We start from the raw sequence: 21,932 nt of genomic DNA on the forward strand, positions 1-21,932 counted from the left end.
GAGTCTGTCACCGAAGGGCTCAGCTTTCGCCGCCCGCGTTGCCGCTGGTTCCGGCGTTCACGTTGTGCAGGTCGTACTTCTGGATCGCCTGCGCTGCGAGCGACCGGTCGACCTTGCCCTCCTCGGCCAGCGACTGCAGCGTGCGGACCACGATCGACGGACCGTCGATCTTGAAGTACCGGCGTGCGGCGGCGCGGGTGTCGGAGAAGCCGAAGTCGTCGGCGCCGAGCGTGGCGTAGCGGTTCGGGACCCACGGACGGATCTGGTCCTGCACGGCGTGCATGAAGTCGCTCACGGCGACGACCGGACCCTCGGCGCCCTGCAGCTTCTGGGTGAGGTAGGCCGTGCGGGGCTCCTCCTCCGGGTGCAGGAAGTTGTGCTCGTCGGCGGCGAGGCCGTCGCGGCGCAGCTCGGTCCACGAGGTGACCGACCACACGTCGGCGATCACGCCCCAGTCGTTCTTGAGCAGCTCCTGCGCCTCCAGCGCCCACGGCAGGCCGACGCCCGAGGCGAACAGCTGCGCGCGGGGGCCTTCGCCCTCGCCGGCGGACACGCGGTGGATGCCGCGCACGATGCCGTCGACGTCCACGTTCTCCGGCTCAGCCGGCTGCACGTAGGGCTCGTTGTACAGCGTGATGTAGTACATGACGTTCGGGTCGGGGTGCTTCCCGCCGTACATGCGCTCCAGGCCGTCGCGCACGATGTGGGCGATCTCGTAGCCGTACGCGGGGTCGTAGGACACCGTCGCCGGGTTGGTCGAGGCGAGCAGGTGCGAGTGGCCGTCCGCGTGCTGCAGGCCCTCGCCGGTCAGCGTGGTGCGGCCGGCCGTGGCGCCCATGATGAACCCGCGGGCCATCTGGTCGCCGGCTGCCCACTGGGCGTCGCCGGTGCGCTGGAATCCGAACATCGAGTAGAAGATGTAGATCGGGATCAGCGGTTCGCCGTGCGTCGCGTAGGACGTGCCGACGCCGGTGAACGCGGCCAGCGCTCCGGCCTCGTTGATGCCGACGTGCACGATCTGGCCCTGCGGGCTCTCCTTGTAGGCGAGGAGGAGCTCACGGTCGACCGAGGTGTAGTGCTGGCCGTTCGGGTTGTAGATCTTCGCGGTCGGGAAGTACGCGTCCATGCCGAAGGTGCGCGCCTCGTCGGGGATGATCGGCACGATGCGGTTGCCGAAGTCCTTCGAGCGGAGCAGATCCTTCAGCAGGCGGACGAACGCCATGGTGGTGGCGATCTCCTGCGTGCCGGAGCCCTTCTTCGGCAGGGCGTACGCGGCGTCGTCGGGCAGGGACAGGCCGACGTGCGTCGAACGGCGCTCCGGGAGGAAGCCGCCGAGGTTGCGACGGCGCTCCAGCATGTACTGGATCGTCTCGTCCTGCGCCCCGGGGTTGTAGTACGGGGGAAGGTACGGGTTCTCCTCGAGCTGCGCGTCCGTGATCGGGATGTGCATCGTGTCGCGGAACGTCTTGAGGTTGTCCAGCGTCATCTTCTTCATCTGGTGGGTCGCGTTGCGGCCCTCGAAGTGGGGGCCGAGGCCGTAGCCCTTGACCGTCTTCGCCAGGATGACCGTGGGCTGGCCCTTGTGCTCGGCCGCCGCCTTGAAGGCCGCGTAGACCTTGCGGTAGTCGTGACCGCCGCGCTTGAGGTGCCAGATCTGGTCGTCGGTGTAGTCCGAGACCAGGGCGGCCGCACGCTCGTCCTTGCCGAAGAAGTGCTCGCGGATGTACGCGCCGGACTCGGCCTTGTACGTCTGGTAGTCGCCGTCGGGCGTGGCGTTCATGATGTTCAGCAGGGCGCCCTCGGTGTCGCGGGCGAGCAGGTCGTCCCACTCGCGGCCCCAGACCACCTTGATGACGTTCCAGCCGGCGCCGCGGAAGTACGACTCCAGCTCCTGGATGATCTTGCCGTTGCCGCGGACGGGTCCGTCGAGGCGCTGCAGGTTGCAGTTGATCACGAAGTTGAGGTTGTCCAGGCCCTCGTTGGCTGCGACCTGGAGCTGACCGCGGCTCTCGATCTCGTCCATCTCGCCGTCGCCGAGGAACGCCCACACCTGCGAGGACGAGGTGTCCTTGATGCCGCGGTTCTCCAGGTAGCGGTTCGACATGGCCTGGTAGATCGCGTTGATCGGGCCCAGACCCATCGACACCGTCGGGAACTGCCAGTAGTCCTGCATCTGGCGGGGGTGCGGGTACGAGGGGATGCCGAACGGCGCACGCGACTGCTCCTGGCGGAACCCGTCGAGGTGCTCCTCCGTGAGGCGGCCTTCGAGGAAGGAACGCGCGTAGATGCCGGGGGAGGCGTGGCCCTGGATGAAGATCTGGTCGGCACCGCCGGGGTTGTCCGCACCGCGGAAGAAGTGGTTGAAGCCGACCTCGTACAGCGCGGCGGACGACGCGTAGGTCGAGATGTGACCGCCGACGCCGATGCCGGGGCGCTGTGCGCGGTGCACGGTCACGGCGGCGTTCCAGCGGATCCATGCGCGGTAGCGGCGCTCGATCTCCTCGTCGCCGGGGAACTCGGGCTCGTTCTCCGAGGCGATGGTGTTGATGTAGTCCGTCGTCGGGACCATCGGCACGCCCAGGTGCAGCTCCTTGGAGCGCTTGAGCAGGCTGAGCATGATCTCGCGGCCGCGGCCGTGGCCCTTCGCGTCGACGAGCTCGTCGAGCGACTGCTGCCACTCGCCGGTCTCCTCCGGATCGCTGTCGAGGGGGCCCTGGGAGTACGGATCCTGGTCGTGCACGGTCACGGGGGAGCCTTTCGTCAAGCTGGCAGGTCATGCCAATGAAACGGGAAGCGACGCGGGCAGCCTTGTCGGCTGTGCACAACGCGCGCCTCCCTCACCTTATCCCTCTTCCACGACACGGGCGCGCACCCGCCACCGGATAGACTGGCAGCACCAGGGCCTTTAGCTCAGCTGGTAGAGCGCCACGTTTACACCGTGGATGTCGTCGGTTCGATCCCGGCAGGGCCCACCTTTCTCCTCGGCTCGTCGGGTCCTGCACTCCCGCGGAGCCCGCCGTGGGCCGGCATCCTCAGGCGAAGGCGGCATCGACCGCGTTCTGCACGGAGCGGACGATCCGTGCCGGGATGCCGTGGCGTCCGCGCACGACCATGCGCAACGGCGGAGGTACGGGGAGGCCCGGGACCGGGCGGAGCCCTTCCAGACCCCTGTCCACGACGGGGAGCAGGATCGCTCCGAGGCCGGAACGTGCTGCGGACAGGCCGCCGGCGAGGTCGCCGACCTCGACGGCAGTGCGGAAGGCCCTCCCGTTCGCCGCCATGAGATCGAGGACGGCGGGGCGCATCACGCAGGGGGGATCGAACTGGATGAGCGGCACGGGCTCGTTCAGCGGCGCGGTCCACTCCGGGGCGGCGAACCACCCGAGTCGGAGCCGTCTCTGCGCCGGGCTGGGCTCTCCGATCTCGAGCACCACCGCGACATCGAGGCGACCGGCCTCGAGCGCCTCGCTGACGCGTGCGGTGCGGTCCAGGCGGATCCTCACCTCCGTGTCGGGCGCGTCGCGTTTGAGCGTCGAGATGATCTCGGGGAGCATCTGCTCGGCCCCGTGCTCGGTGGAGCCGAGCACGAGAGTGCCGGTCTCATCGGGAACCCGCACGGTTCGGAGCACCTCATCGTGGAGGTCGACGATCCGGCGCGCTTCGGCGAGCAGGGACTCTCCGCGAGGGGTGAAGGCCATGAGGCGTCCGCTGCGTTCTACGAGCGGCGCTCCGACGACCTGCTCCAGGCGCCGCACATGCTGGCTCACGGCCGACTGGCTGAGGTGAAGGGCCGCCGCCGCTCTGTGGAATCCGCCGCATGATGCGATCGCCAGGAAGGAGCGCAGCGGGATGACGTCGAGGGTCTCCATGATCACACCCTAGTCCGATTGCCAAAGCTTATCGATCGCGATCAATAATCATTGTTGGACGGACGGGCCTCGCTGCGGAGAGCATCGGAACCATGAAGCTCCGAGCGACTCACATCATCCTCATCGTCGTGCTGTACGGACTCGGCTACCCCCTCGGCGCGATGGCGCTCGGCGAGCTGTCGGCGCCGTGGGTGCTGTCGATCCGATTCGTGCTGGCCGCCGCGCTCCTCGCCGGGGCGGCTGCATTCGGGCGTCGCCGGTGGCCACGCGGTCGGCAGTGGGGGCATGCGATCGTGGTCGGGCTGCTCACACAGGCAGTGCAATTCGGATGCGCGTACGAGGGGATGCGGGAGGGGGTCTCGCCGACGTTGACGGCGCTCGTCATCGCGATGAACCCGCTGGTGACGGCAGTGCTCACGGCATCGTGGCTCGGGGAGCGGCCGACCAGGCGGGGCGTCGTCGGGCTCGCTCTCGGACTCGTCGCCATCGGTGTCGCGTTCGCGGGGCGGGTCACGGCCACAGGCGTGGACGCGGCGCTGGTCCTGACGCTTCTGGCGCTCCTCGGCATGTCTGCGGGAGGGGTCTACCAGCAGCGATTCCTCGCGGCCACCGATCCGCTGCCTGCGAGCGCCGTCGGCCAGTTCGTCTCCGCGATGCCCATGCTGATCTGGGCGGCGGTGACGCCGCCCGATCTGGGCGACCCCGGGCTCGCGCTGGCGAGCATGGGCGCGATGATCGTGCTCAGCGCCGCCGTGGGCACCACGGTCTACATGGCGGCGGTGCGGCGGAGCGGCGCCGCCCGGGTGTCGCTGCTCTTCGCGGTGATCCCGTCGGTCGCTGCGCTCTTCGGCTGGCTCCTCCTGGGTCAGGTTCCGGGCCAGGGAGTGATCCTGGGTCTCGTGATCGGCGGGATCGCCTGCGCAGTGGGCGGGTCAGGCGACTCACGACGACGGCCGACCGCGATGGAGCACCCCATCTCAGCGGAGTCGCGGGCGCAGTGACATCCGACCTGCTTCGCGATTCTCCGGTCCGATCCGCTGGAGTCCACGGCCCCGGCACTGCGAGACTGACCGCATGGCAATCATCGAGAACTCGAAGCTCACGGTCGTCGGCGCGGGCAGCGTCGGTTCGAGCGTCGCGTACGCGGCCCTGATCCGCGGTTCCGCGCGCCACGTCGCTCTGTACGACATCGCGACCGAGAAGGTCGAGGCCGAGGTGCTCGATCTCGCGCACGGCACGCAGTTCACCGGGTCGAGCGACATCGTCGGCGGCAGCGACATCTCGGTGGCCGCCGGATCGCACGTCGTGGTGATCACGGCGGGGGCCAAGCAGAAGCCCGGGCAGACGCGGATGGAGCTCGCCGACGTGAACGCCGGCATCATCCGCGACATGCTTCCGAAGCTCATCGAGGTGGCGCCGAACGCCGTCTACGTCATCGTGACGAACCCCTGCGACGTGCTGACCGTGATCGCCCAGGAGGCGACAGGGCTTCCGCCGGAGCGGATCTTCTCCTCCGGCACCGTGCTCGACACCTCGCGTCTGCGGTGGAAGCTCGCCGAGCGCGCCGGCGTCTCCACAGGCAGCGTCCACGCGTACATCGTGGGCGAGCACGGCGACACGGAGTTCCCGCTCTGGTCGCACGCGACGATCGGCACGGTGCCCATCCTCGACTGGGAGACTCCGGAGCACCCGCGGCTCACTCTCGACGAGCTGCGCGGGATCGCGGTCGACGTCAGGGATGCCGCATACAAGGTGATCCAGGGCAAGGGCGCCACGAACTACGCGATCGGGCTCTCCAGCGCGCGGATCGTCGAGGCGATCCTCCGCGACGAGCACGCCGTGATGCCGGTGAGCACGGTGCTCCACGACTTCCACGGGATCGACGGCGTCGCTCTCTCCGTGCCGTCCATCGTGAGCGCGGCCGGAGCGGTTCCCGTCCGCAACACGACGTTCTCCCCGGAGGAACTGGAGCTGCTGAGGCTCTCGGCTGGGGCTCTGGCTTCGGCCGTGGACGACCTCCGCGGTTAGGCGTCGCGAGCAGGGCGGATGCAGCGGGGTACGATCGGCGCGGGGCCGCGTCGTCCGACACGAGATCGTCGTCCCGCCCGTGGCCCGCAGCGAGCATCGGAGGATCATGACCCGTCGCATCGTCATCAGCGGAGCATCCGGCCTGATCGGATCGGCGCTGGCAGCGTCGCTGCGCGCGGACGGGATCGAGGTGACGACCCTCGTGCGTCGTCCGCCGCGCGCCTCGCACGAGGTGCAGTGGAGCCCGGGAGAGGCGCCCCTCGACCCCGACGTGCTCTCCGGAGCGGAGGCCGTGGTGGCGCTCGGCGGAGCCAGCGTCGGCAGGCTGCCCTGGACGCCACGCTATCGCCGCGAGCTCCTTTCGTCGCGCCTGCGCCCGACGGAGACGATCGCCGCAGCGCTCCGTGCGCAGGGATCGGATGCTCCCGCCTTCGTGTCGGCCTCCGCGGTGGGGTACTACGGCTCGGCTCCGGGCGCCGTGCTCGACGAGTCCTCACGAGCGGGGAGCACCTTCCTCGCGGAACTGTGCGTGGCGTGGGAGGACGCCGCCCGTCGCGCAGGGGAGGGTGCGCGTGTGGCGCTGCTCCGCACGGCGCCGGTGATCCACCCGCGGGGAGTGCTCAAGCCGCTGATCGCGCTCACGAGACTCGGCGTCTCGGGGCCGCTGGGCACGGGCACGCAGATCTGGCCCTGGATCTCCCTCGACGACGAGGTGCGGGCCATCCGGCACACCATCGACGAGGGGCTCGCGGGGCCGGTGAACCTGACCGGACCGACCCCGGCCTCCGCGAACGACATCGGACGCGCGCTCGCCCGCAGGATGCACCGCCCGTTCTGGCTGCCCGCTCCCGCCTGGGCGCTTCGCCTCGCGCTGGGCCCCGCGGCCGATTCCCTGCTCCTCGGCGATGCGGACGTGCGTCCGCTCGCACTCGAGCGCTCGGGCTTCTCGTTCTCCCACGCGACGGCGGAGGATGCCGTGGAGCACGCGGTCTGAGCGTCAGTTCCCGTGCGGGTCGAGGCTGTTGAGGGTCGCGACCACCTGGTCGTAGTCACCCCGCGCCTCGCCGTAGCGAAGGAACTTCACGTTCTCGACCTGGATCTCGGTCGCGTCCGGCTGCGTCTCGATGAGCTCGACGACCTCGGAGACGAAGTCGTCGAGAGGCATCGCGAAGGCGCTGCTCTCCTGGCCGGGCATCAGCGCCGTGCGCACGGACGGCGGCTCGAGCTCGACGATCCGCACTCCGGTGCCGGCGAGCTGCAGGCGCACCGACTCGCTGAGCATGTGGATCGCCGCCTTCGTCGCGTTGTACGTCGGAGTGACGCGCAGGGGCGCGAACGCGAGTCCCGACGACACCGTCATGATCGTGGCGTCCGGTACCGCCCGCAGCTGCTCGATGAAGGCGGCGATGAGGCGGATCGGGCCGAGCAGGTTCGTCGTGACGGTCGCCTCGGCGGTTTCGAGGAAGCCCTCCGGCGTCGTCCAGTCCTCGACCCGCATGATGCCGGCCATCGTGACGAGCACGTTGAGGTCGGGGTGTGCGGCGATGACCTCCTCGGCGGCGGAGCGGATGCTGTCGGCATCCGTCGTGTCGATCTCGACCGTGTGCAATTCGGGGGTCTCGGCGGCGATCGTCCGGAGCAGGTCGGCCCTGCGACCGCCGATGATCACGGTGTTGCCGCGTGCGCTGAGCGCCCTGGCGAGGGCGAGGCCGATCCCGCTGGTCGCCCCGGGGATGAAGATGGTGTTTCCGCTGATGTTCATGTTCCCAGCCTGCGGAGGTTCCCGCGGGCGTGGCAGAGAGCGCTCATCCATGGATCGGCGCTCCCTGGATGCGCACGGCGCAGACGGGGGATACTTCGGGGATGGATCGTGATGCCCTCGCCGACTTCCTGCTGCGACGCAGACAGGAGCTGAAGCCGTCGGACGTCGGTCTGAGCGAGGGGCCCCGGCGCCGCACCAGCGGACTGCGCCGCGAGGAGGTCGCGATGCTCGCCGCGATGTCCGCCGACTACTACGCGCGGCTCGAACAGCGCCGCGGCCCTCAGCCCAGCGTGCAGATGCTGTCCTCCCTCTCGCGGGCGCTCCGGCTCACGCCCGACGAACGCGACTACCTCTACCGGGTCAGCGGGCACAGTGCGCCGGATCGCGCCGTGTTCAGCGACTACGTCGCCCCGAGTCTGCTGCGCGTCATAGACCGCCTGAGCGACACCCCCGCTTTCGTCGTGTCCGTCCTCGACGAGGTGCTCGTGCAGAACGACGCCGCGCGTGCCCTGTTCGGCGACGCGAGCGCGCGGAAGGGCATGGAGCGCAGCGGGATCTACCGCTGGTTCGCCAGCCCCGAGGAGGAGCGCCGCATCTATCCGGTGCGGGATCACGAGCGTCACGGCCGCACTCTCGCGGCGTCGCTGCGCGCGGCGCACGGCACCTGGGGGCCGACGTCGCGCGCGGGGGAGATCGAACAGGCTCTGCGTGCCGTGAGCCCCGAGTTCGTCGACTACTGGGAGGACCACGAGGTCCGCCGGAGGTTCGAGGATCGGAAGACCGTCGTGCACCCGGATCTCGGCGAGATCGAGGTCGACTGCCAGGCCCTCCTCACGCCCGACGAGTCTCAGGCGCTCATCGTGCTGACCGCGGCGCCGGGCAGTGAGGCGGCGAGCAGACTCGATCTGCTCAGGGTGCTGGGGACGCAGACGATCCGCTCGTCGTGACGGCTGCGCGGTGGCCCTTCGGCAGACGCGGGATCCAGCAGGACACGTCGTTCCGGTACTCGTCGAACTCGGCGCCGAAGCGCGCGGAGAGGTCGGCCTCCTCCTGCGGTCTGACGAGGGTGTTCCAGATCAGTGAGCCGCACAGGGCGTAGGCGACGACCATCCAGGAACCGAGGGCGAGGCCGACGGCGACGCCCTGGGCGATGCCCGCCACCGCCATCGGATTGCGCACGTAGCGGTAAGGGCCGGAGATCACGAGATGCCGGGCCATATGCGCGGGCAGCGGTGTGCCCTCACCCTTGACGAGCATCGAGACCGCCGACCAGATGCCGAGCGCTCCGGTCGCGACGAACAGCACGCCGCCGCCGATCCGCACGGCGACGGGGACGTCGACGGCGAGCATCCACCGGGATTCCAGAGCGGAGATGCCCAGGGGCAGCACGCCGAGGAAGAGCACCCAGAACAGCAGCATCTGACGGAAGATCCGCACGGCGAGTCTGGTGCGGCCCTCATCGTCTGCCGTGCGGAACGCGAACGGCCCGCTGACGATCCATTCGACGGGAGCTCTGCCGCAGACGATGACGATGCCCGCCGCGATGGACCCCATCGCGGCGAGGGCCATGAGCAGTGCGCCCCATCCCGACAGCGTCGTCGCCGTCGCATAGACCGCCATGCCCGCGGCCACCAACGCGGTCCACGGGACGACGATCCACACAGCCCAGCGGATGCCGCATGCGACGAGCGCCGAGGCGAGGACGAAGAGGGGGATGTCGGCGACGGCGATCACGGCAGCGGGGAGGTCGCCGAGCGTCGCGTGTCGCAGGGAGTCCGTCGTGAAGACCCCTACCCACCAGAGCGCTCCCAGGACCGCCTGAAGACCGAAGTACGCTCGCGCGCTCCCCGGGGCGACGCCGATGCCGGCGATCGTGATGCTGCTGATCTCAGGACTCCTCGTGCGTCCGCGGGTCGGCGCCGAACAGCCGGCCGTCCTGGCGCCCGAGCGCGGTGATCGCCTCGACCTCCGCCGCATCGAGCACCACGGAGCCCGCTGCGAGGTTCGCCGTCTGATGCTCGAGAGACGTCGCCATGGGGATGGCGACGGTCTCGCGGGTGACATGCCAGGCGAGCACGGCCTGTGCGGCGCTGATGCCATGGGCCGCGGCGACCTCGACCACGACCGGCTCCGAGAGCAGGGCCGATCCCTTGCCCAACGGGCTCCAGGCCTGGGTGAGGATGCCGTGTTCACGGTGATAGGCGAGCTGCTCGGTCTGCGGGAAGTAGGGGTGCACCTCGATCTGGTTCACCACGGGGCGCACACCGGTCTCGCGCTCGATGCGCTCCAGATGCTCGGGGAGGAAGTTCGACACGCCGATCTGCCGCACCACGCCGCGCTGCTGTGCGTCGACCAGGGCCTGCCACGCCTCGACGTACTCGTCCTGGCTCGGGTTGGGCCAGTGGATCAGATGGAGGTCGGTGGCCTCCAGCCCGAGGCGGGACCGGCTCTCCTCGATGCTCGTCCGCGCCTTCGCCGCGGCATGATGACGACCAGGCAGCTTGGTCGTCACGATCACCTCGGAGCGATCGGCGCCGGACGCCGCCACTCCGCGCCCGACCGCGCCCTCGTTCTCGTAGTTGAACGCGGAGTCGATGAGTCGGTATCCGGCGCCGATCGCCGCGGCGACGGCATCCGATCCGGCATCTCCTCGCAGACCGTAGGTTCCGAGTCCGATCGCCGGCAGCTGGAATCCGTTGTGGGCGGTGAAGCGGTTCATGCCTTCAGCGTACGCTGGGGCCATGGACGACCAGAGATGCCCGTGCGGATCGGGGGATGTGCTCGGCGGATGCTGCGGCCCCCTGATCGCCGGCTCTCCCGCTCCGACGGCCGAACGACTGATGCGGTCACGCTACACGGCCTTCTCGCTCGGCGACACCGCGTATCTCCGCGCCTCCTGGCACGGCTCGACTAGACCCCCCGTGGTGGATCTGGAGCCGGGACTGCGCTGGCGACGGCTCCTGATCATCGACCGCGTCGCCGGCGGCCCCTTCGATCGCGAGGGCGTCGTCGAGTTCGAGGCGTTCTGGCAGCAGGGCGATGAGCGCGGATCGCTCCGCGAACGCAGCCGTTTCGTGAGGGAGGGGCGGCGTTGGCTGTACCTCGACGGAGAAGTGCAGTGAGAGACGTCGCACGCACCGACTAGATTTGAAGACGTGAACGCCAGCCCGGAACACCAGCGCATCCTGCTCGACGTCGCCGATCTCGATCGGCGCATCTCCCAGGCGGATCGTGCGCGCACGAAGCCGGTGCAGGGGCCGCGCATCACCGAGCTCGTCGCCATCCGTCAGGAGCAGCTGCGGGAGCTGACCACGCTCACCGGAACCCGCGACGATGTGCGGGTCGAGCTGACTCGTCTCGAGTCCGACGTGAAGCTGGTCGAGCAGAGGCGCGCCCGCGACGCCGAGCGTCTCGCCGCCGCGACGAACTCCAAGGAGGCGCAGGCACTCGAGCACGAGCTCGACAGCCTCGCCAGGCGCCAGAGCAACCTCGAAGACGCCGAGCTCGATGTGATGGGTCGTGTCGAGGAGGCGGATGCCGCGGTCGCCGCCCAGCAGGCGCTGCTGGACGCCACGACGGCGGAGGGCTCGGCGCTCACCGCGCAGGCGAAGGCCGACGTGGCGGCGGCCACCGAACTCGGCGAGCAGCTGGCGCGCGATCGTGCCGCGATCACCGAGCAGATCCCCGCGGCCCTGCTGGCCGACTATGCGCGGCGCGCGGCGAACAGCGCGGGCGCCGCCCTTCTCACCCGCGGCACCTGCGAAGGATGCCGCATCCTGCTGCCCGGCACCGACCTCAACGACATCCGCCGTGCCGCGGAAGACGCCGTCGTGTCCTGCCCGGAGTGCGGATGCATCCTGGTGCGCACCGAGGAATCCGGGCTGTGATCTCCGCGCCACGAGCGCGACGGCGGTGACCTCGCGGCGTCCCCCCGAGCGCAGGATCGCCCTGGTGGCGACGGGCTCCGGCCGATACGTCGCGGTCGAGCTCGGCGACGATGACGTCGAGATCAGCAGGCACGAGCTCTCCGCGGGCGAGCTGCCCGGCTGGGTGGCCGCGCGCGAGGACGAGGCGACGCCGAGATGGATCCTCCGCCATGCCAGGGAGATCTATCCGATGCTCCTCGACGCCGGGGTGTTCCTCACCCGCACTCATGACCTGCTGCTGTGCCACGCGATCCTCCGCGACACGGACACGGTGGCGCGTCCCCTGGCGCCGTCGGCGTCCTGGGTGCGCCGTGAACCCTCGGACGACGCGCCTGCGCTGTTCGACGTGATGGAGCAGCACCCCGCAGAAGACCCGGTCGCCGACGCGCTGGATCAGTACCGGGCGCAGCGTCGGGTCATCGCCGACGGCCACGACGGGCGCCTCCTGCTGCTCTGTGCGGCGGAGTCGGCCGGCGGGCTCATCGCCGAGGAGATGCGCGCGGCAGGACTCCCGTGGAACGAGGACGTCCATCGGGGGATCCTCGCGGACACGCTGGGGACGCGCCCCGTCGGGGGCGGTGTCCCGTCGCGCATGCTCGAGCTGGCCGACCGCGTCCGCGCGATCCTCGGCGACGCGACGCTGAACCTCGACAGCCAGCCGAAGCTCCTGCGCGCCCTGCACCGCGTGGGGGTGCAGGTCGAGTCGACGAACCGCTGGGAGCTCGCGCAGCACAGCCACGCCGTCGTCGAGCCCCTCCTCGCGTACAAGAAGCTCGCGCGTCTGCTCAGCGCCAACGGGTGGGCGTGGCTCTCCGAGTGGGTCCACGACGGGCGCTTCCGACCGATCTACATCCCCGGCGGCGTCGTCACGGGAAGGTGGGCGTCGGCCGGAGGGGGAGCGCTGCAGCTGCCGCGTATGCTCCGCACGGCGGTGCGCGCCGACGACGGGTGGATGCTCGTCGTCGCGGACGTCGCTCAGCTGGAGCCGAGGATGCTGGCCGCCATGGCCGGCGATCGGGCGATGGCGCGGGCGGCGCAGGGAAGCGACCTCTACGCGGGTGTCGTCGACTCCGGCGCCGTGGGGACGCGCGAAGAGGCGAAGTACGCCGTGCTCGGTGCGATGTACGGCGCGACGACGGGGGACAGCGGGCGACTGGTGCCGAGGCTCCGCAAGGTGTACCCGCGGGCGATGGCGCACGTCGACAAGGCGGCGAGGAAGGGCGAGGACGGCGGGGTCGTCTCGACCTGGCTCGGTCGCTCGTCGCCGCGCCCGTCGGATGAGTGGTCGCGCATGCAGGCCAGAGCGACCGACGCCGACGTCGATCAGACGGAGGTCGCCCTCGCCCGCCGGCGCGCCCGCGACTGGGGCCGTTTCACCCGCAACTTCGTGGTCCAGGGCACGGCTGCCGAGTGGTCGCTGATCTGGCTCGCGGAGATCAGGCATCGGCTGAGGGACTTTCCGGAGTCGGAGGCGCCGGCGATCGCCTCGGGTCCCTTCGCGCGGCATCCGCATCTGGCGTTCTTCCTGCACGACGAAGTGATCCTGCACGTGCCCGCCGAGCAGGCGGAGGCCGCAGCCCAGGCCGTGCGCGAGGCTGCAGCGGTGGCGACCACTCGACTCTTCGGCGGCTTCCCCATCGACGTACCGCTCGATCTGCGGATCGCCGAATCCGCGGAGAAGGAGTCCCGGTAGACTGGACGGGCGAATGGGTCGACTGGACGGTCGCGTGGCGGGCAACCGCACCGAGGAACGTCCGGGCTCCTCAGGGCAGGACGGTGGGTAACGCCCACCCGGAGCAATCCGCGAGACAGTGCCACAGAGAGCAGACCGCCCCGCAAGGGGTAAGGGTGAAAGGGTGGTGTAAGAGACCACCGGGGGCCGTGGTGACACGGCCCGCCAGGTAAACCTCGTCCGGAGCAAGGTCAGACAGAGGATGTTGACGCGGCTCGCCGAGTCCTCGGGTAGACCGCTAGAGTGCCACGGCAACGTGTCGCCGAGAGAGATGGCCGTCGAAGGGGCGAAGAACCCCGGAACAGAACCCGGCGTACAGGTCGGCCCATTCGCACCCTGGATGCTGGTCTCTCCGCCGAGCCCGCGGTAGCGTGCGTCTATGTCGCACCGCACAGCCGCCACGTCGGCGCTTCTCGTCGCCTTGGCCACCGTCGTTCTCGTCGGGTGCACGGTTCCGGTGCCGGAGTCCGCGGAGACGCCGGCCGCGGTCGAACCGTCGCCGGAACCGACGGCGGACCCCGCGCTGACCGCCACGTCCGAGCCGGTCGACACCGGTTCCATCGATGGCGCCGAAGGAGAGGTCGTCTTCTACGAGGACGCACTCGTGGGCTATGAGGTCACCTATGGCGATCTGCTGGGCGCGATCGAGAAGCGTTTCGGCGTCGCCGGGCTGGCGTCCCTCAACGACATCACTCCGGAATCGATCGCTCCGGGCGATCGCCTCCTTCTCCGGAAGGGCGCCACCATGCCCGATATCAGCGGATGCGTCGGGCGGTCGAAGCTGGGATTCATGGACGGCGGCGGAATCGACGGACACTGGGTGTTCTGGACCGGTCCCGAACTGGTCGACCGCGGTCCGAGCGACACCGCCGACGGAACCGTGGCGAGGGATTCCGCCGGGCGCATCGTGTCGTACACGGTCGCGGAAGGCGACGGCGAGTTCGCGATCGGCGACCGGTTCTGCCTCGAACCGTACTCGTTCATGGAGTACAGCAATCTGGAGTGGCCGCTCAAGACCGGCGACCTCCTGCTGCTGGCGGTGGATCCCTCGGTCCTGTTCGAGGTGAAGCAGTAGCGGGGACTGGCACGACGAAGGCCCCGCTGGATTCAGCGGGGCCTTCGCGTGTCGTGTGGGTCGCTGACTCAGTCGCCGGCGAGGGATGCCGCGCCGATGATGCCGGAGTTGTTGCGGTGGATCGCCGGAACGATCGGCGTCTTCAGCTCGAGCAGCGGGAGGAAGTCGCCGGCGTTCTTGGAGACGCCGCCGCCGACCACGAACAGATCGGGGCTGAACAGGAACTCGATGTGCGAGTAGAAGGCCTGCAGCCGCTCCGCCCACTCGGACCAGCTCAGTCCTTCGCGCTCGCGTGCGGAGGTGGCTGCCCACTTCTCGACGGAGTCGTAGGTGCCGAAGTTCAGGTGTCCGAGTTCGGAGTTGGGGACGAGCACGCCGTCGTACAGGAACGCCGACCCGATGCCCGTGCCGAGGGTCGTGAGGAGCGTGAGGCCCTGGACGTCTCTGGCGGCGCCGTGGCGCGCCTCGGCGACGCCCGCGGCATCCGCGTCGTTCACGAACACGATGTTGCGACCGAGTCCGTCGCGGAAGAAGCGCTCGGCGTCGAAGTCGAGCCACTCCTTGGAGACGTTCGCCGCGGAGAGGGTCTTTCCGCGCTTGACGATGGCGGGGAAGGCCACGCCGAGCGGAAGGGTCGACTCGTGCACGTCGAGCGTCTTCAGGACCGTCTGCACGGCGACGAGGACGTCCTGCGGGGATGCGCCCTCGGGCGTGGGTACACGCACCCGGTCGGAAGCCATGGTTCCGTGTGAGAGGTCGACGAGTCCTGCCTTGATACCCGTGCCGCCGATATCGACGCCGATCGCTTTAGCCATGGTCGATAGCTTAGCGACCGGTGCCGTCGCCAGTAGGATCGATGACACCACGTGAAGAAGGGGATCGGCCATGACCAACGGCGATGAGAAGTACTGGTACAACCTGGAGACCGGTCAGGTCGAGTTCGGCATGATCTCGCCGTCCGTCGACCGCGTCGGACCGTTCGACACCGAGGCCGAGGCTGCGAACGCACCGGAGAAGCTCAAGGAGCGCTCGCGCGCCTGGGCCGAAGAGGAAGCCGCCGAGAACGGCTGGGACGCCGGCTCCGGCAAGGTCGCAGAGTAGCGATGGACAAGCAGCGGGATTTCGTCCTCCGGACGATCGAGGAACGCGGCGTCAAGTTCGTCAGGCTGTGGTTCACCGACGTGATCGGCACCCTGAAGTCCGTCGCGATCGCCCCGGCTGAGGTCGAGGGCGCTTTCGCCGAGGGAATCGGCTTCGACGGCTCGGCCATCGAGGGCCTCACCCGCAGCTATGAGTCAGATCTGCTCGCGCAGCCCGACCCGACGACCTTCCAGACCCTGCCGTGGCGCGGAGAGATCGACCCGACCGCGCGTATGTTCTGCGACATCACCACGCCGGACGGACGCCCCGCGGTGTCCGACCCCCGGCACGTGCTCAAGCGCACCCTCGCGAAGGCGGCGGACGCCGGATTCACGTTCTACACGCACCCGGAGATCGAGTTCTACCTTCTGAAGTCCTCGTCCTTCGGCCCGGACGGACCCGTTCCCGTCGACTCCGCTGGATACTTCGACAACGTGCCGGGCGGCACCGCGCACGACTTCCGTCGCCGTTCGGTGCGGATGCTGGAGGACCTCGGCATCTCGGTCGAGTTCAGCCACCACGAGGGCGGCCCCGGCCAGAACGAGATCGACCTGCGATACGCGGATGCGCTGACGATGGCCGACAACGTCATGACCTTCCGCACGGTCATCAAGGAGGTGGCCATCGAGCAGGGCGTCTACGCGACGTTTATGCCGAAGCCCCTCAGCGGCCAGCCCGGCAGCGGCATGCACACGCACATGTCGCTCTTCGAGGGCGAGCGCAACGCGTTCTACGAGGAGGGTGCGAAGTACCAGCTCTCCAAGACGGGACGCCACTTCATCGCCGGACTCCTCAGGCACGCCAACGAGATCGCTGCCGTCACGAACCAGTTCGTCAACTCGTACAAGCGGCTGTGGGGCGGAGACGAGGCTCCGAGCTTCGTCACCTGGGGCCACAACAACCGCTCCGCGCTCGTGCGAGTGCCGATGTACAAGCCGAACAAGGGCGGTTCCACTCGTGTGGAGTACCGCGCCCTCGACTCGGCGGCAAACCCCTACCTGGCGTACGCGCTCATGCTCGCCGCCGGCCTCAAGGGCATCGAGGAGGGCTACGAGCTGCCGCCAGAGGCCGAGGACAACGTGTGGTCCCTCAGCGACGCCGAGCGCCGTGCACTGGGCTACTCGGCCCTTCCAGCGAGCCTCGACCACGCCCTGGAGTACATGGAGAACTCCGAGCTCGTCGCGGAGACCCTGGGGGAGTCCGTCTTCAACTACGTGCTGCTGAACAAGCGCAAGGAGTGGGAGTCCTACCGCGGCCAGGTCACTCCGCTGGAGCTGAAGAACAACCTCGAGCTCCTCTGAGTCGCGCATGGCCCGTTCGGACGATTCCGTCTCGCTCTCCGCTCTGGCCAGGCTGGGCTTCGCCGAGCTCAGCGAGGCCGCGGCATCCCTCGCCGAGCTGTCGACCCTTCTCGGCATCGAGAGGGCGGAGCTGCTCGACGGAGCGGATGCCGCTGATCCCGACGCCGCCGTGCAGGGGATGCTCCATGTGGCCTGGCGCGACACCGTCGAACTGCGGGAGCTGCTGAGCGCACCGGAGACGCGGCGTCGCGCGTGGCAGGTGTTCGGCGCATCTCAGGGCTTCGCCGACTTCTTCCGACGACACCCCGAGCAGCTCGACGTGCTGCGGACGCCGGGGCACGCGCTGCCCTCGGCGTCCGATCTCCGTGGGCTGCTCCTCGACGCCGTCGGAGCCGAGGACGGGTTCGCGGCATCCGGAGACGACGCCGCGCTCGGGACTCTGCGCGTCGCGTACCGCCGCCACCTCGTGGCGATCGCGGCCTACGACCTCGGCCACCCCCGTCCCGTCGAGATCGTCGGAGACGTGGCAGCGGCTCTCGCCGACATCGCGGGGGCCGCTCTCGAGGCGTCACTCGCCATCGCTCGCACCCGGGTCGGAGCGACGCTGCGCACCGAGGACGTGGCGGCGACGCGACTGGCGATCATCGGCATGGGGAAGGCCGGAGCTCGAGAGCTGAACTACGTCAGCGACGTGGATGTGATCTTCGTCGGCGGCACGAAGGACGAGGACCTGGTCCCGGAGGCCAGGGCGATCGACATCGCGACGCGTCTCGCGCGCGAGACCATGCGAGGGCTCAGCGGGATCGAGGTCGAGCCCCCGCTCTGGGAGGTCGACGCGGCGCTCCGTCCCGAGGGCAAGCAGGGCGCGCTCGTGCGCTCCCTCGCCTCGCACCTGGCGTATTACGACCGATGGGCCAAGAGCTGGGAGTTCCAGGCCCTGCTGAAGGCGCGTCCCCTCGCCGGCGACGCCGAGCTGGGCGCCGCGTACATCGAGGCAGTGCAGCCCAAGATCTGGTCGAGCGCGGCGCGGGAGAACTTCGTCGACAGCGTTCAGCGCATGCGCGAACGCGTGATGGAGCACATCGATCCGGAGGATGCGCCGTATCAGCTCAAACTCGGAGCAGGAGGCCTCCGAGACATCGAGTTCACCGTGCAGCTGCTGCAGCTGGTGCACGGGCTCACCGATCCGCGCATCCGCACGCGCGGCACGCTGGAGAGCATCGACGCACTGGTCGAGGGCGGCTACATCGGTCGAGCGGAGGCCGCGACGTTCGCCGATGACTACCGCGTGCTGCGGCTGATGGAGCACCGCCTCCAGCTGAGGGAGCTCAGCCGAACCCATCTGATGCCCCGCACCCCCGCGGGGCTCCGCGTGCTCGCCCGCAGCACCGGCCTCGCGGAGTCCGGAGACGGCGTGTGGGCGCGATGGGAGAGCGTTCGTCGCGAGGTGCGCGAGATCCACATCCGCCTCTTCTACCGCCCTCTGCTCTCCGCCGTCGCCGCCCTGCCGGAGGAGGAGCGCACGCTCTCGACGGCGCAGGCGCACGACCGCCTCGCCGCCATCGGCTTCCGCGACCCCGCCGGCGCGCTCCGCCACATCGGCGCGCTCACGACTGGCCTCAGCCGCAAGGCGACCATCCAGCGGCACCTCATGCCGATCATGGTGCGGTGGTTCGCCGACGGCAGCGACCCCGACTACGCCCTGATCGCCTTCCGCCGGATCAGCGAGCGGCTCGGCGACACCCCCTGGTTCCTGCGGATGCTGCGCGACTCGTCCGGCGCTGCCGAGAGCCTCACGCGTCTGCTCTCCTCGTCGCGGTACGTAGGCGAGCTCATGGAGTGGATCCCCGAATCCGTCGCCTGGCTCGACAGCACGGAGCTGCTGCGACCGCGCAGCGGGGCCGCGCTCGACGAGGAGGCCAGGGCGATCCAGACCCGCCACGAGAGCGTCGTCGATGCGCTGCGCGCCGTGCGGGCTCTGCGCCGCAGAGAACTGCTCCGAACAGCGATGGGGGCCGTGCTCGACGTCCTCACGATCGAGGAGGTCGCGACCTCCCTCACGGAGATCACCGACGCCGCCATCCAGGCCGCCCTCAGGGCGGTGCAGCGCGAGATCGTTCCAGAGGAGGACGCGGCGCTCGACTTCGCCGTGATCGGCATGGGGCGTTTCGGCGGCGCGGAGCTCGGTTTCGGATCGGATGCCGACATCCTCTACGTGTACGACGCGAACGGCATCGACCCCGAACGCGCGCAGAAGCTCTCCACGCAGATCGTCGCCGGTCTCCGTGAGCACCTGACGGATCACCGGGTGCCGCTGGACCTCGACGCGGATCTTCGCCCTGAGGGGCGCAACGGCCCTGTGGTGCGCTCGATCGAGGCCTACGCCGAGTACTACCGGCGATGGTCGCTCTCGTGGGAGGCCCAGGCCCTGCTCAGGGCGCGCGGCGTCGCGGGGAGCGCAAAGCTGATCGCGAAGTTCACGAACCTCGCCGACAGCATCCGGTACCCGGAGGCGATCGACCTGCAGGGCACTCGTGAGATCAAGCGCATCAAGGCGCGGGTGGAGGGGGAGCGGCTGCCGCAGGGCGTCGACCCGCGGCGTCACCTCAAGCTCGGTCCTGGGACGCTCAGCGACGTCGAGTGGCTCGTGCAGCTGCTGCAGCTGCAGCATGCGCACGCCGTGCCCGCTCTGCGCACGACGTCGACCATCGCCGCGCTGGATGCGGCGGTGGATGCGGAGCTCGTGCCGGCGGCGTCAGCCGACCTGCTGCGGGCCGCGTGGCGCCTGTCCAGTCGGCTGCGTTCGGCGATCACCCTGTACACCGGGCAGACGAGCGACGTGCTGCCCGTCGAGCCGCGTCAGCTGGACGCACTGGGGATCCTGCTCGGATATCCGGAGAGATCGGCCTCCGTGCTCGAAGACGACTATCTCGGCGTCACCCGACGGGCGAGGAAAGCCTTCGAGGCGCTCTTCTACGGGTGAGTCCGGTTTGCTATCCGGGCTCGACTCGCGCAGGCTGGCCCCATGACGATCTCGAAGCTCGGTGTGATCTGGAATCCCTCGAAGATCGATGAGGAGCGGCTGCGCGCCGCGGTCTCGGAGACCATCACCGCGGAGGTTGTGTGGTGGGAGACGAGCGAAGACGACCCGGGGCGCGGGATGGCGTCCTCCGCGATCGACGAGGGCTGCGACGTCGTCGTCGCGGTCGGCGGCGACGGCACGGTCCGAGCGGTCGCAGAGGTGCTCGCAGGCACCGAGGTGGCGCTGGGCATCGTCCCGCAGGGCACGGGGAATCTGCTCGCGCGGAACCTCGGTGTGCCGCTCGACGACATCACCGCTGCGCTCGAGCGCGTGCAGGACGGCGAGCCCCGCAGCATCGACATCGGCTGGGTCGAGTTCGAGGGGGAGAAGCGCGCCTTCACCGTCATGGTCGGCTTCGGCGTCGATGCGCAGATGCTCGTGGAGACGAACGACGATCTGAAGGACCGTGCGGGCTGGCTCGCCTACGTCGAGGCCATGGGGCGGGCGCTGGCGGGCACGGAGATGACGGACATCACCCTCACGCTGGACGAGGGCGACGCTCAGGAGGTCCGTGGGCACACCATGATCATCGGCAACTGCGGCATGCTGCAGGGCGGCATCCGTCTGCTCCCGGATGCCGTGCTCGACGACGGGCAGCTGGATCTGCTGCTCGTGAGCGCCGACGGGGCGCTGCAGTGGCTCGACACCGTGAGGTCGGTCGTGTGGGACAACGGCATCCGGCGTCTCCTCGGCGGGGGCACGGAGGCGGTCAGCACGGAGTCGACTCGCCACGTGGCTGCGCAGACGATCTCGGTGACCTTGGATTCCCCTCAGCAGTTCGAGGTGGACGGCGAGGAGGTCGGCGAGGTCGCGTCCTTCGTCGCGACCGTGCAGCCGGGCGCTCTCATCGTGCGCTGACGGCGGGCGGGGTGGTCTTCCCGTCCTGAGCGGGGAAGAGCACCTTCTGGACGATGATGATGATGCTCGCCGCGACCGGGATCGCCACGAGGGCGCCGGCGATCCCGCCGAGGGCGCCGCCGGCGACCGCGGCGATCACGACCAGCGAGCCGGGGACGGCGACCGCCTTGCTCATGATGCGCGGGGAGAGGACGTATGCCTCGATCTGCATGTAGATGAGGTAGTAGATGAAGGCGATGAGCGCCGTGACGGGGCTCACGACGAGGCAGATCAGCGAGTTGACGATGGACGCCGACAGCGTTCCGACGAGCGGGATCATCGATCCGATGAACGCGATCAGGGCCAGCAGAGCCGGCACCGGGGCGCCGATGATCGAGAGCACGATGAGGCTGAGGACGCCGTTCACCAGGGCGAGGCTCACCTGGCCGATGACGTAGCGGCCGACGGCGCCGGAGACGTCCTCGACGAGGCTGCTGAAGGTGTCGCGCTGGTAGGCGGGCACGAAGCGGGCGGCGACCTTCTTCATGCTGCGCAGGGAGGCCATGAAGTAGAGGGTCAGGATCAGCACGATCGTGACGCCGGTGAAGCCGCCGGCGATGCCGGTGCCCACGGCGAGCACGCCGCCGCCGATGTTGAGGAGGTTGCTGGGGTCCTTCACGAACTTGAGGACGGCGTCGGTCGCGTCCTGGAAGTTCGCGCCGAACTGCGCGGTGAGGTCCTTGTACCAGCCGGCGTGCTGGATGTCGCTCACCATCTTCGGACCGTTCTCGATCAGGTTGCTGATCTGGTCGACGAGGATCGGGACGATCGCCAGGATGATCCCCGCGAAGAGCAGCAGCACGATCGCGACGACGATCGCGACGGCGCCTGGGCGCGGAATCGAGAACCGCTTCTCAAGGAAGGTCACGATCGGATCGAGGCCGAGCGCGAGGAACACGGCGAACCCGATGTAGACGAGCACCGTTCCGAGCTGGGTGACGATGCCGCCCAGGGTCAGCGCGACGAGAACGCCGAGGGCCCCGAACAGGCCGAACACGAACGGGTTGATGCGCGAGATCGCGGCGGCGGCCGTCGTCGGCTGCGGCTGAGGGCGGGTGCCCTGATACGGCTGCGCCGTGTTCGTCGTCTCAGGCGTGGTGATCGGTCGACGGCGTCGCAT

General features: G+C 69.4%; 19 protein-coding genes, 1 tRNA gene and 1 other RNA gene. 14 read left to right on the forward strand and 7 right to left on the reverse strand.

Annotation, left to right across the window (positions count from 1 at the left end):
• Positions 1–19: 19 nt before the first annotated feature.
• Positions 20–2,746: a pyruvate dehydrogenase (acetyl-transferring), homodimeric type gene (gene aceE / locus CQ047_RS04155; protein WP_105673025.1), complete on the reverse strand. Its 2,727-nt coding sequence runs from the start codon at positions 2,744–2,746 to the stop codon at positions 20–22.
• Positions 2,747–2,899: 153 nt separating this feature from the next.
• On the opposite strand from aceE, the gene CQ047_RS04160 reads away from it, so the two are divergent.
• Positions 2,900–2,972 (forward strand) — tRNA-Val (locus CQ047_RS04160).
• A 60-nt stretch (positions 2,973–3,032) separates the two neighbouring features.
• On the opposite strand, the gene CQ047_RS04165 is transcribed toward CQ047_RS04160, so the two are convergent.
• Entirely contained in the window at positions 3,033–3,869 is an 837-nt protein-coding gene (locus CQ047_RS04165) for a LysR family transcriptional regulator (protein ID WP_105673026.1), read from the reverse strand.
• Between the two features lie 92 nt (positions 3,870–3,961).
• Here CQ047_RS04165 and CQ047_RS04170 point away from each other — a divergent pair, with 92 nt between their 5' ends.
• From CQ047_RS04170 to CQ047_RS04180, 3 genes are all read left to right on the forward strand, one after another.
• A complete protein-coding gene (locus CQ047_RS04170) occupies positions 3,962–4,870 on the forward strand; it encodes a DMT family transporter (RefSeq protein WP_105673027.1) in 909 nt (302 codons plus the stop codon).
• Between the two features lie 73 nt (positions 4,871–4,943).
• Positions 4,944–5,897, forward strand: a complete 954-nt coding sequence (locus CQ047_RS04175) for an L-lactate dehydrogenase (RefSeq protein WP_105673028.1) — start codon at positions 4,944–4,946, stop codon at positions 5,895–5,897.
• A gap of 106 nt (positions 5,898–6,003) precedes the next feature.
• Positions 6,004–6,891, forward strand: a complete 888-nt coding sequence (locus tag CQ047_RS04180) for a TIGR01777 family oxidoreductase (RefSeq protein WP_105673029.1) — start codon at positions 6,004–6,006, stop codon at positions 6,889–6,891.
• Between the two features lie 3 nt (positions 6,892–6,894).
• Here CQ047_RS04180 and CQ047_RS04185 read toward each other — a convergent pair whose 3' ends face one another.
• A complete protein-coding gene (locus CQ047_RS04185) occupies positions 6,895–7,659 on the reverse strand; it encodes an SDR family oxidoreductase (RefSeq protein ID WP_105673030.1) in 765 nt (254 codons plus the stop codon).
• 101 nt (positions 7,660–7,760) lie between these two features.
• Here CQ047_RS04185 and CQ047_RS04190 point away from each other — a divergent pair, with 101 nt between their 5' ends.
• A complete protein-coding gene (locus CQ047_RS04190) occupies positions 7,761–8,606 on the forward strand; it encodes a helix-turn-helix transcriptional regulator (RefSeq protein WP_105673031.1) in 846 nt (281 codons plus the stop codon).
• Here the strand turns inward: CQ047_RS04190 and CQ047_RS04195 are convergent.
• Together CQ047_RS04195 and CQ047_RS04200 are read right to left on the reverse strand one after the other, a co-directional pair.
• Entirely contained in the window at positions 8,569–9,636 is a 1,068-nt protein-coding gene (locus CQ047_RS04195) for an isoprenylcysteine carboxylmethyltransferase family protein (protein WP_105673032.1), read from the reverse strand. The two genes, CQ047_RS04190 and CQ047_RS04195, sit on opposite strands and share 38 nt — an antisense overlap.
• Positions 9,548–10,378, reverse strand: a complete 831-nt coding sequence (locus tag CQ047_RS04200; protein ID WP_105673033.1) for an aldo/keto reductase — start codon at positions 10,376–10,378, stop codon at positions 9,548–9,550. The genes CQ047_RS04195 and CQ047_RS04200 overlap by 89 nt, the downstream gene beginning before the upstream one ends.
• Positions 10,379–10,400: 22 nt before the next feature.
• Between CQ047_RS04200 and CQ047_RS04205 the strand changes: the two genes are divergently transcribed.
• From CQ047_RS04205 to CQ047_RS04225, 5 genes are all read left to right on the forward strand, one after another.
• Positions 10,401–10,781, forward strand: a complete 381-nt coding sequence (locus tag CQ047_RS04205) for a YchJ family protein (RefSeq protein WP_105673034.1) — start codon at positions 10,401–10,403, stop codon at positions 10,779–10,781.
• Between the two features lie 33 nt (positions 10,782–10,814).
• The gene (locus CQ047_RS04210; protein WP_105673035.1) at positions 10,815–11,546 is read left to right on the forward strand and encodes a zinc ribbon domain-containing protein; all 732 of its coding nucleotides are present in this window, start codon (positions 10,815–10,817) and stop codon (positions 11,544–11,546) included.
• A gap of 64 nt (positions 11,547–11,610) precedes the next feature.
• Positions 11,611–13,278, forward strand: coding sequence for a bifunctional 3'-5' exonuclease/DNA polymerase (locus CQ047_RS04215; RefSeq protein ID WP_258132467.1), 1,668 nt, complete (start codon positions 11,611–11,613; stop codon positions 13,276–13,278).
• 14 nt (positions 13,279–13,292) lie between these two features.
• Positions 13,293–13,649, forward strand: an RNA gene (gene rnpB / locus CQ047_RS04220) — RNase P RNA component class A.
• A 47-nt stretch (positions 13,650–13,696) separates the two neighbouring features.
• Complete coding sequence (locus tag CQ047_RS04225; protein WP_105673036.1) at positions 13,697–14,392, forward strand: LysM peptidoglycan-binding domain-containing protein; 696 nt, start codon at positions 13,697–13,699, stop codon at positions 14,390–14,392.
• Between the two features lie 68 nt (positions 14,393–14,460).
• Here CQ047_RS04225 and ppgK read toward each other — a convergent pair whose 3' ends face one another.
• The gene (gene ppgK / locus CQ047_RS04230) at positions 14,461–15,207 is read right to left on the reverse strand and encodes a polyphosphate--glucose phosphotransferase (protein ID WP_105673037.1); all 747 of its coding nucleotides are present in this window, start codon (positions 15,205–15,207) and stop codon (positions 14,461–14,463) included.
• Between the two features lie 70 nt (positions 15,208–15,277).
• Between ppgK and CQ047_RS04235 the strand changes: the two genes are divergently transcribed.
• The 4 genes from CQ047_RS04235 to CQ047_RS04250 are packed head-to-tail and all read left to right on the forward strand — an operon-like array spanning position 15,278 to position 20,773.
• Complete coding sequence (locus CQ047_RS04235; protein ID WP_105673038.1) at positions 15,278–15,493, forward strand: hypothetical protein; 216 nt, start codon at positions 15,278–15,280, stop codon at positions 15,491–15,493.
• A 2-nt stretch (positions 15,494–15,495) separates the two neighbouring features.
• Positions 15,496–16,833: a type I glutamate--ammonia ligase gene (gene glnA, locus CQ047_RS04240; RefSeq protein WP_105673039.1), complete on the forward strand. Its 1,338-nt coding sequence runs from the start codon at positions 15,496–15,498 to the stop codon at positions 16,831–16,833.
• Between the two features lie 7 nt (positions 16,834–16,840).
• Positions 16,841–19,816, forward strand: coding sequence for a bifunctional [glutamine synthetase] adenylyltransferase/[glutamine synthetase]-adenylyl-L-tyrosine phosphorylase (locus CQ047_RS04245; RefSeq protein ID WP_105673040.1), 2,976 nt, complete (start codon positions 16,841–16,843; stop codon positions 19,814–19,816).
• A gap of 42 nt (positions 19,817–19,858) precedes the next feature.
• The gene (locus CQ047_RS04250) at positions 19,859–20,773 is read left to right on the forward strand and encodes a diacylglycerol kinase family protein (protein ID WP_105673041.1); all 915 of its coding nucleotides are present in this window, start codon (positions 19,859–19,861) and stop codon (positions 20,771–20,773) included.
• Here CQ047_RS04250 and CQ047_RS04255 read toward each other — a convergent pair.
• Positions 20,760–21,932, reverse strand: coding sequence for an AI-2E family transporter (locus tag CQ047_RS04255; RefSeq protein WP_105673042.1), 1,173 nt, complete (start codon positions 21,930–21,932; stop codon positions 20,760–20,762). The genes CQ047_RS04250 and CQ047_RS04255 overlap by 14 nt on opposite strands.

This window comes from Microbacterium sp. MYb72, assembly GCF_002979415.1.
Classification (GTDB): Bacteria; Actinomycetota; Actinomycetes; order Actinomycetales; family Microbacteriaceae; genus Microbacterium; species Microbacterium natoriense.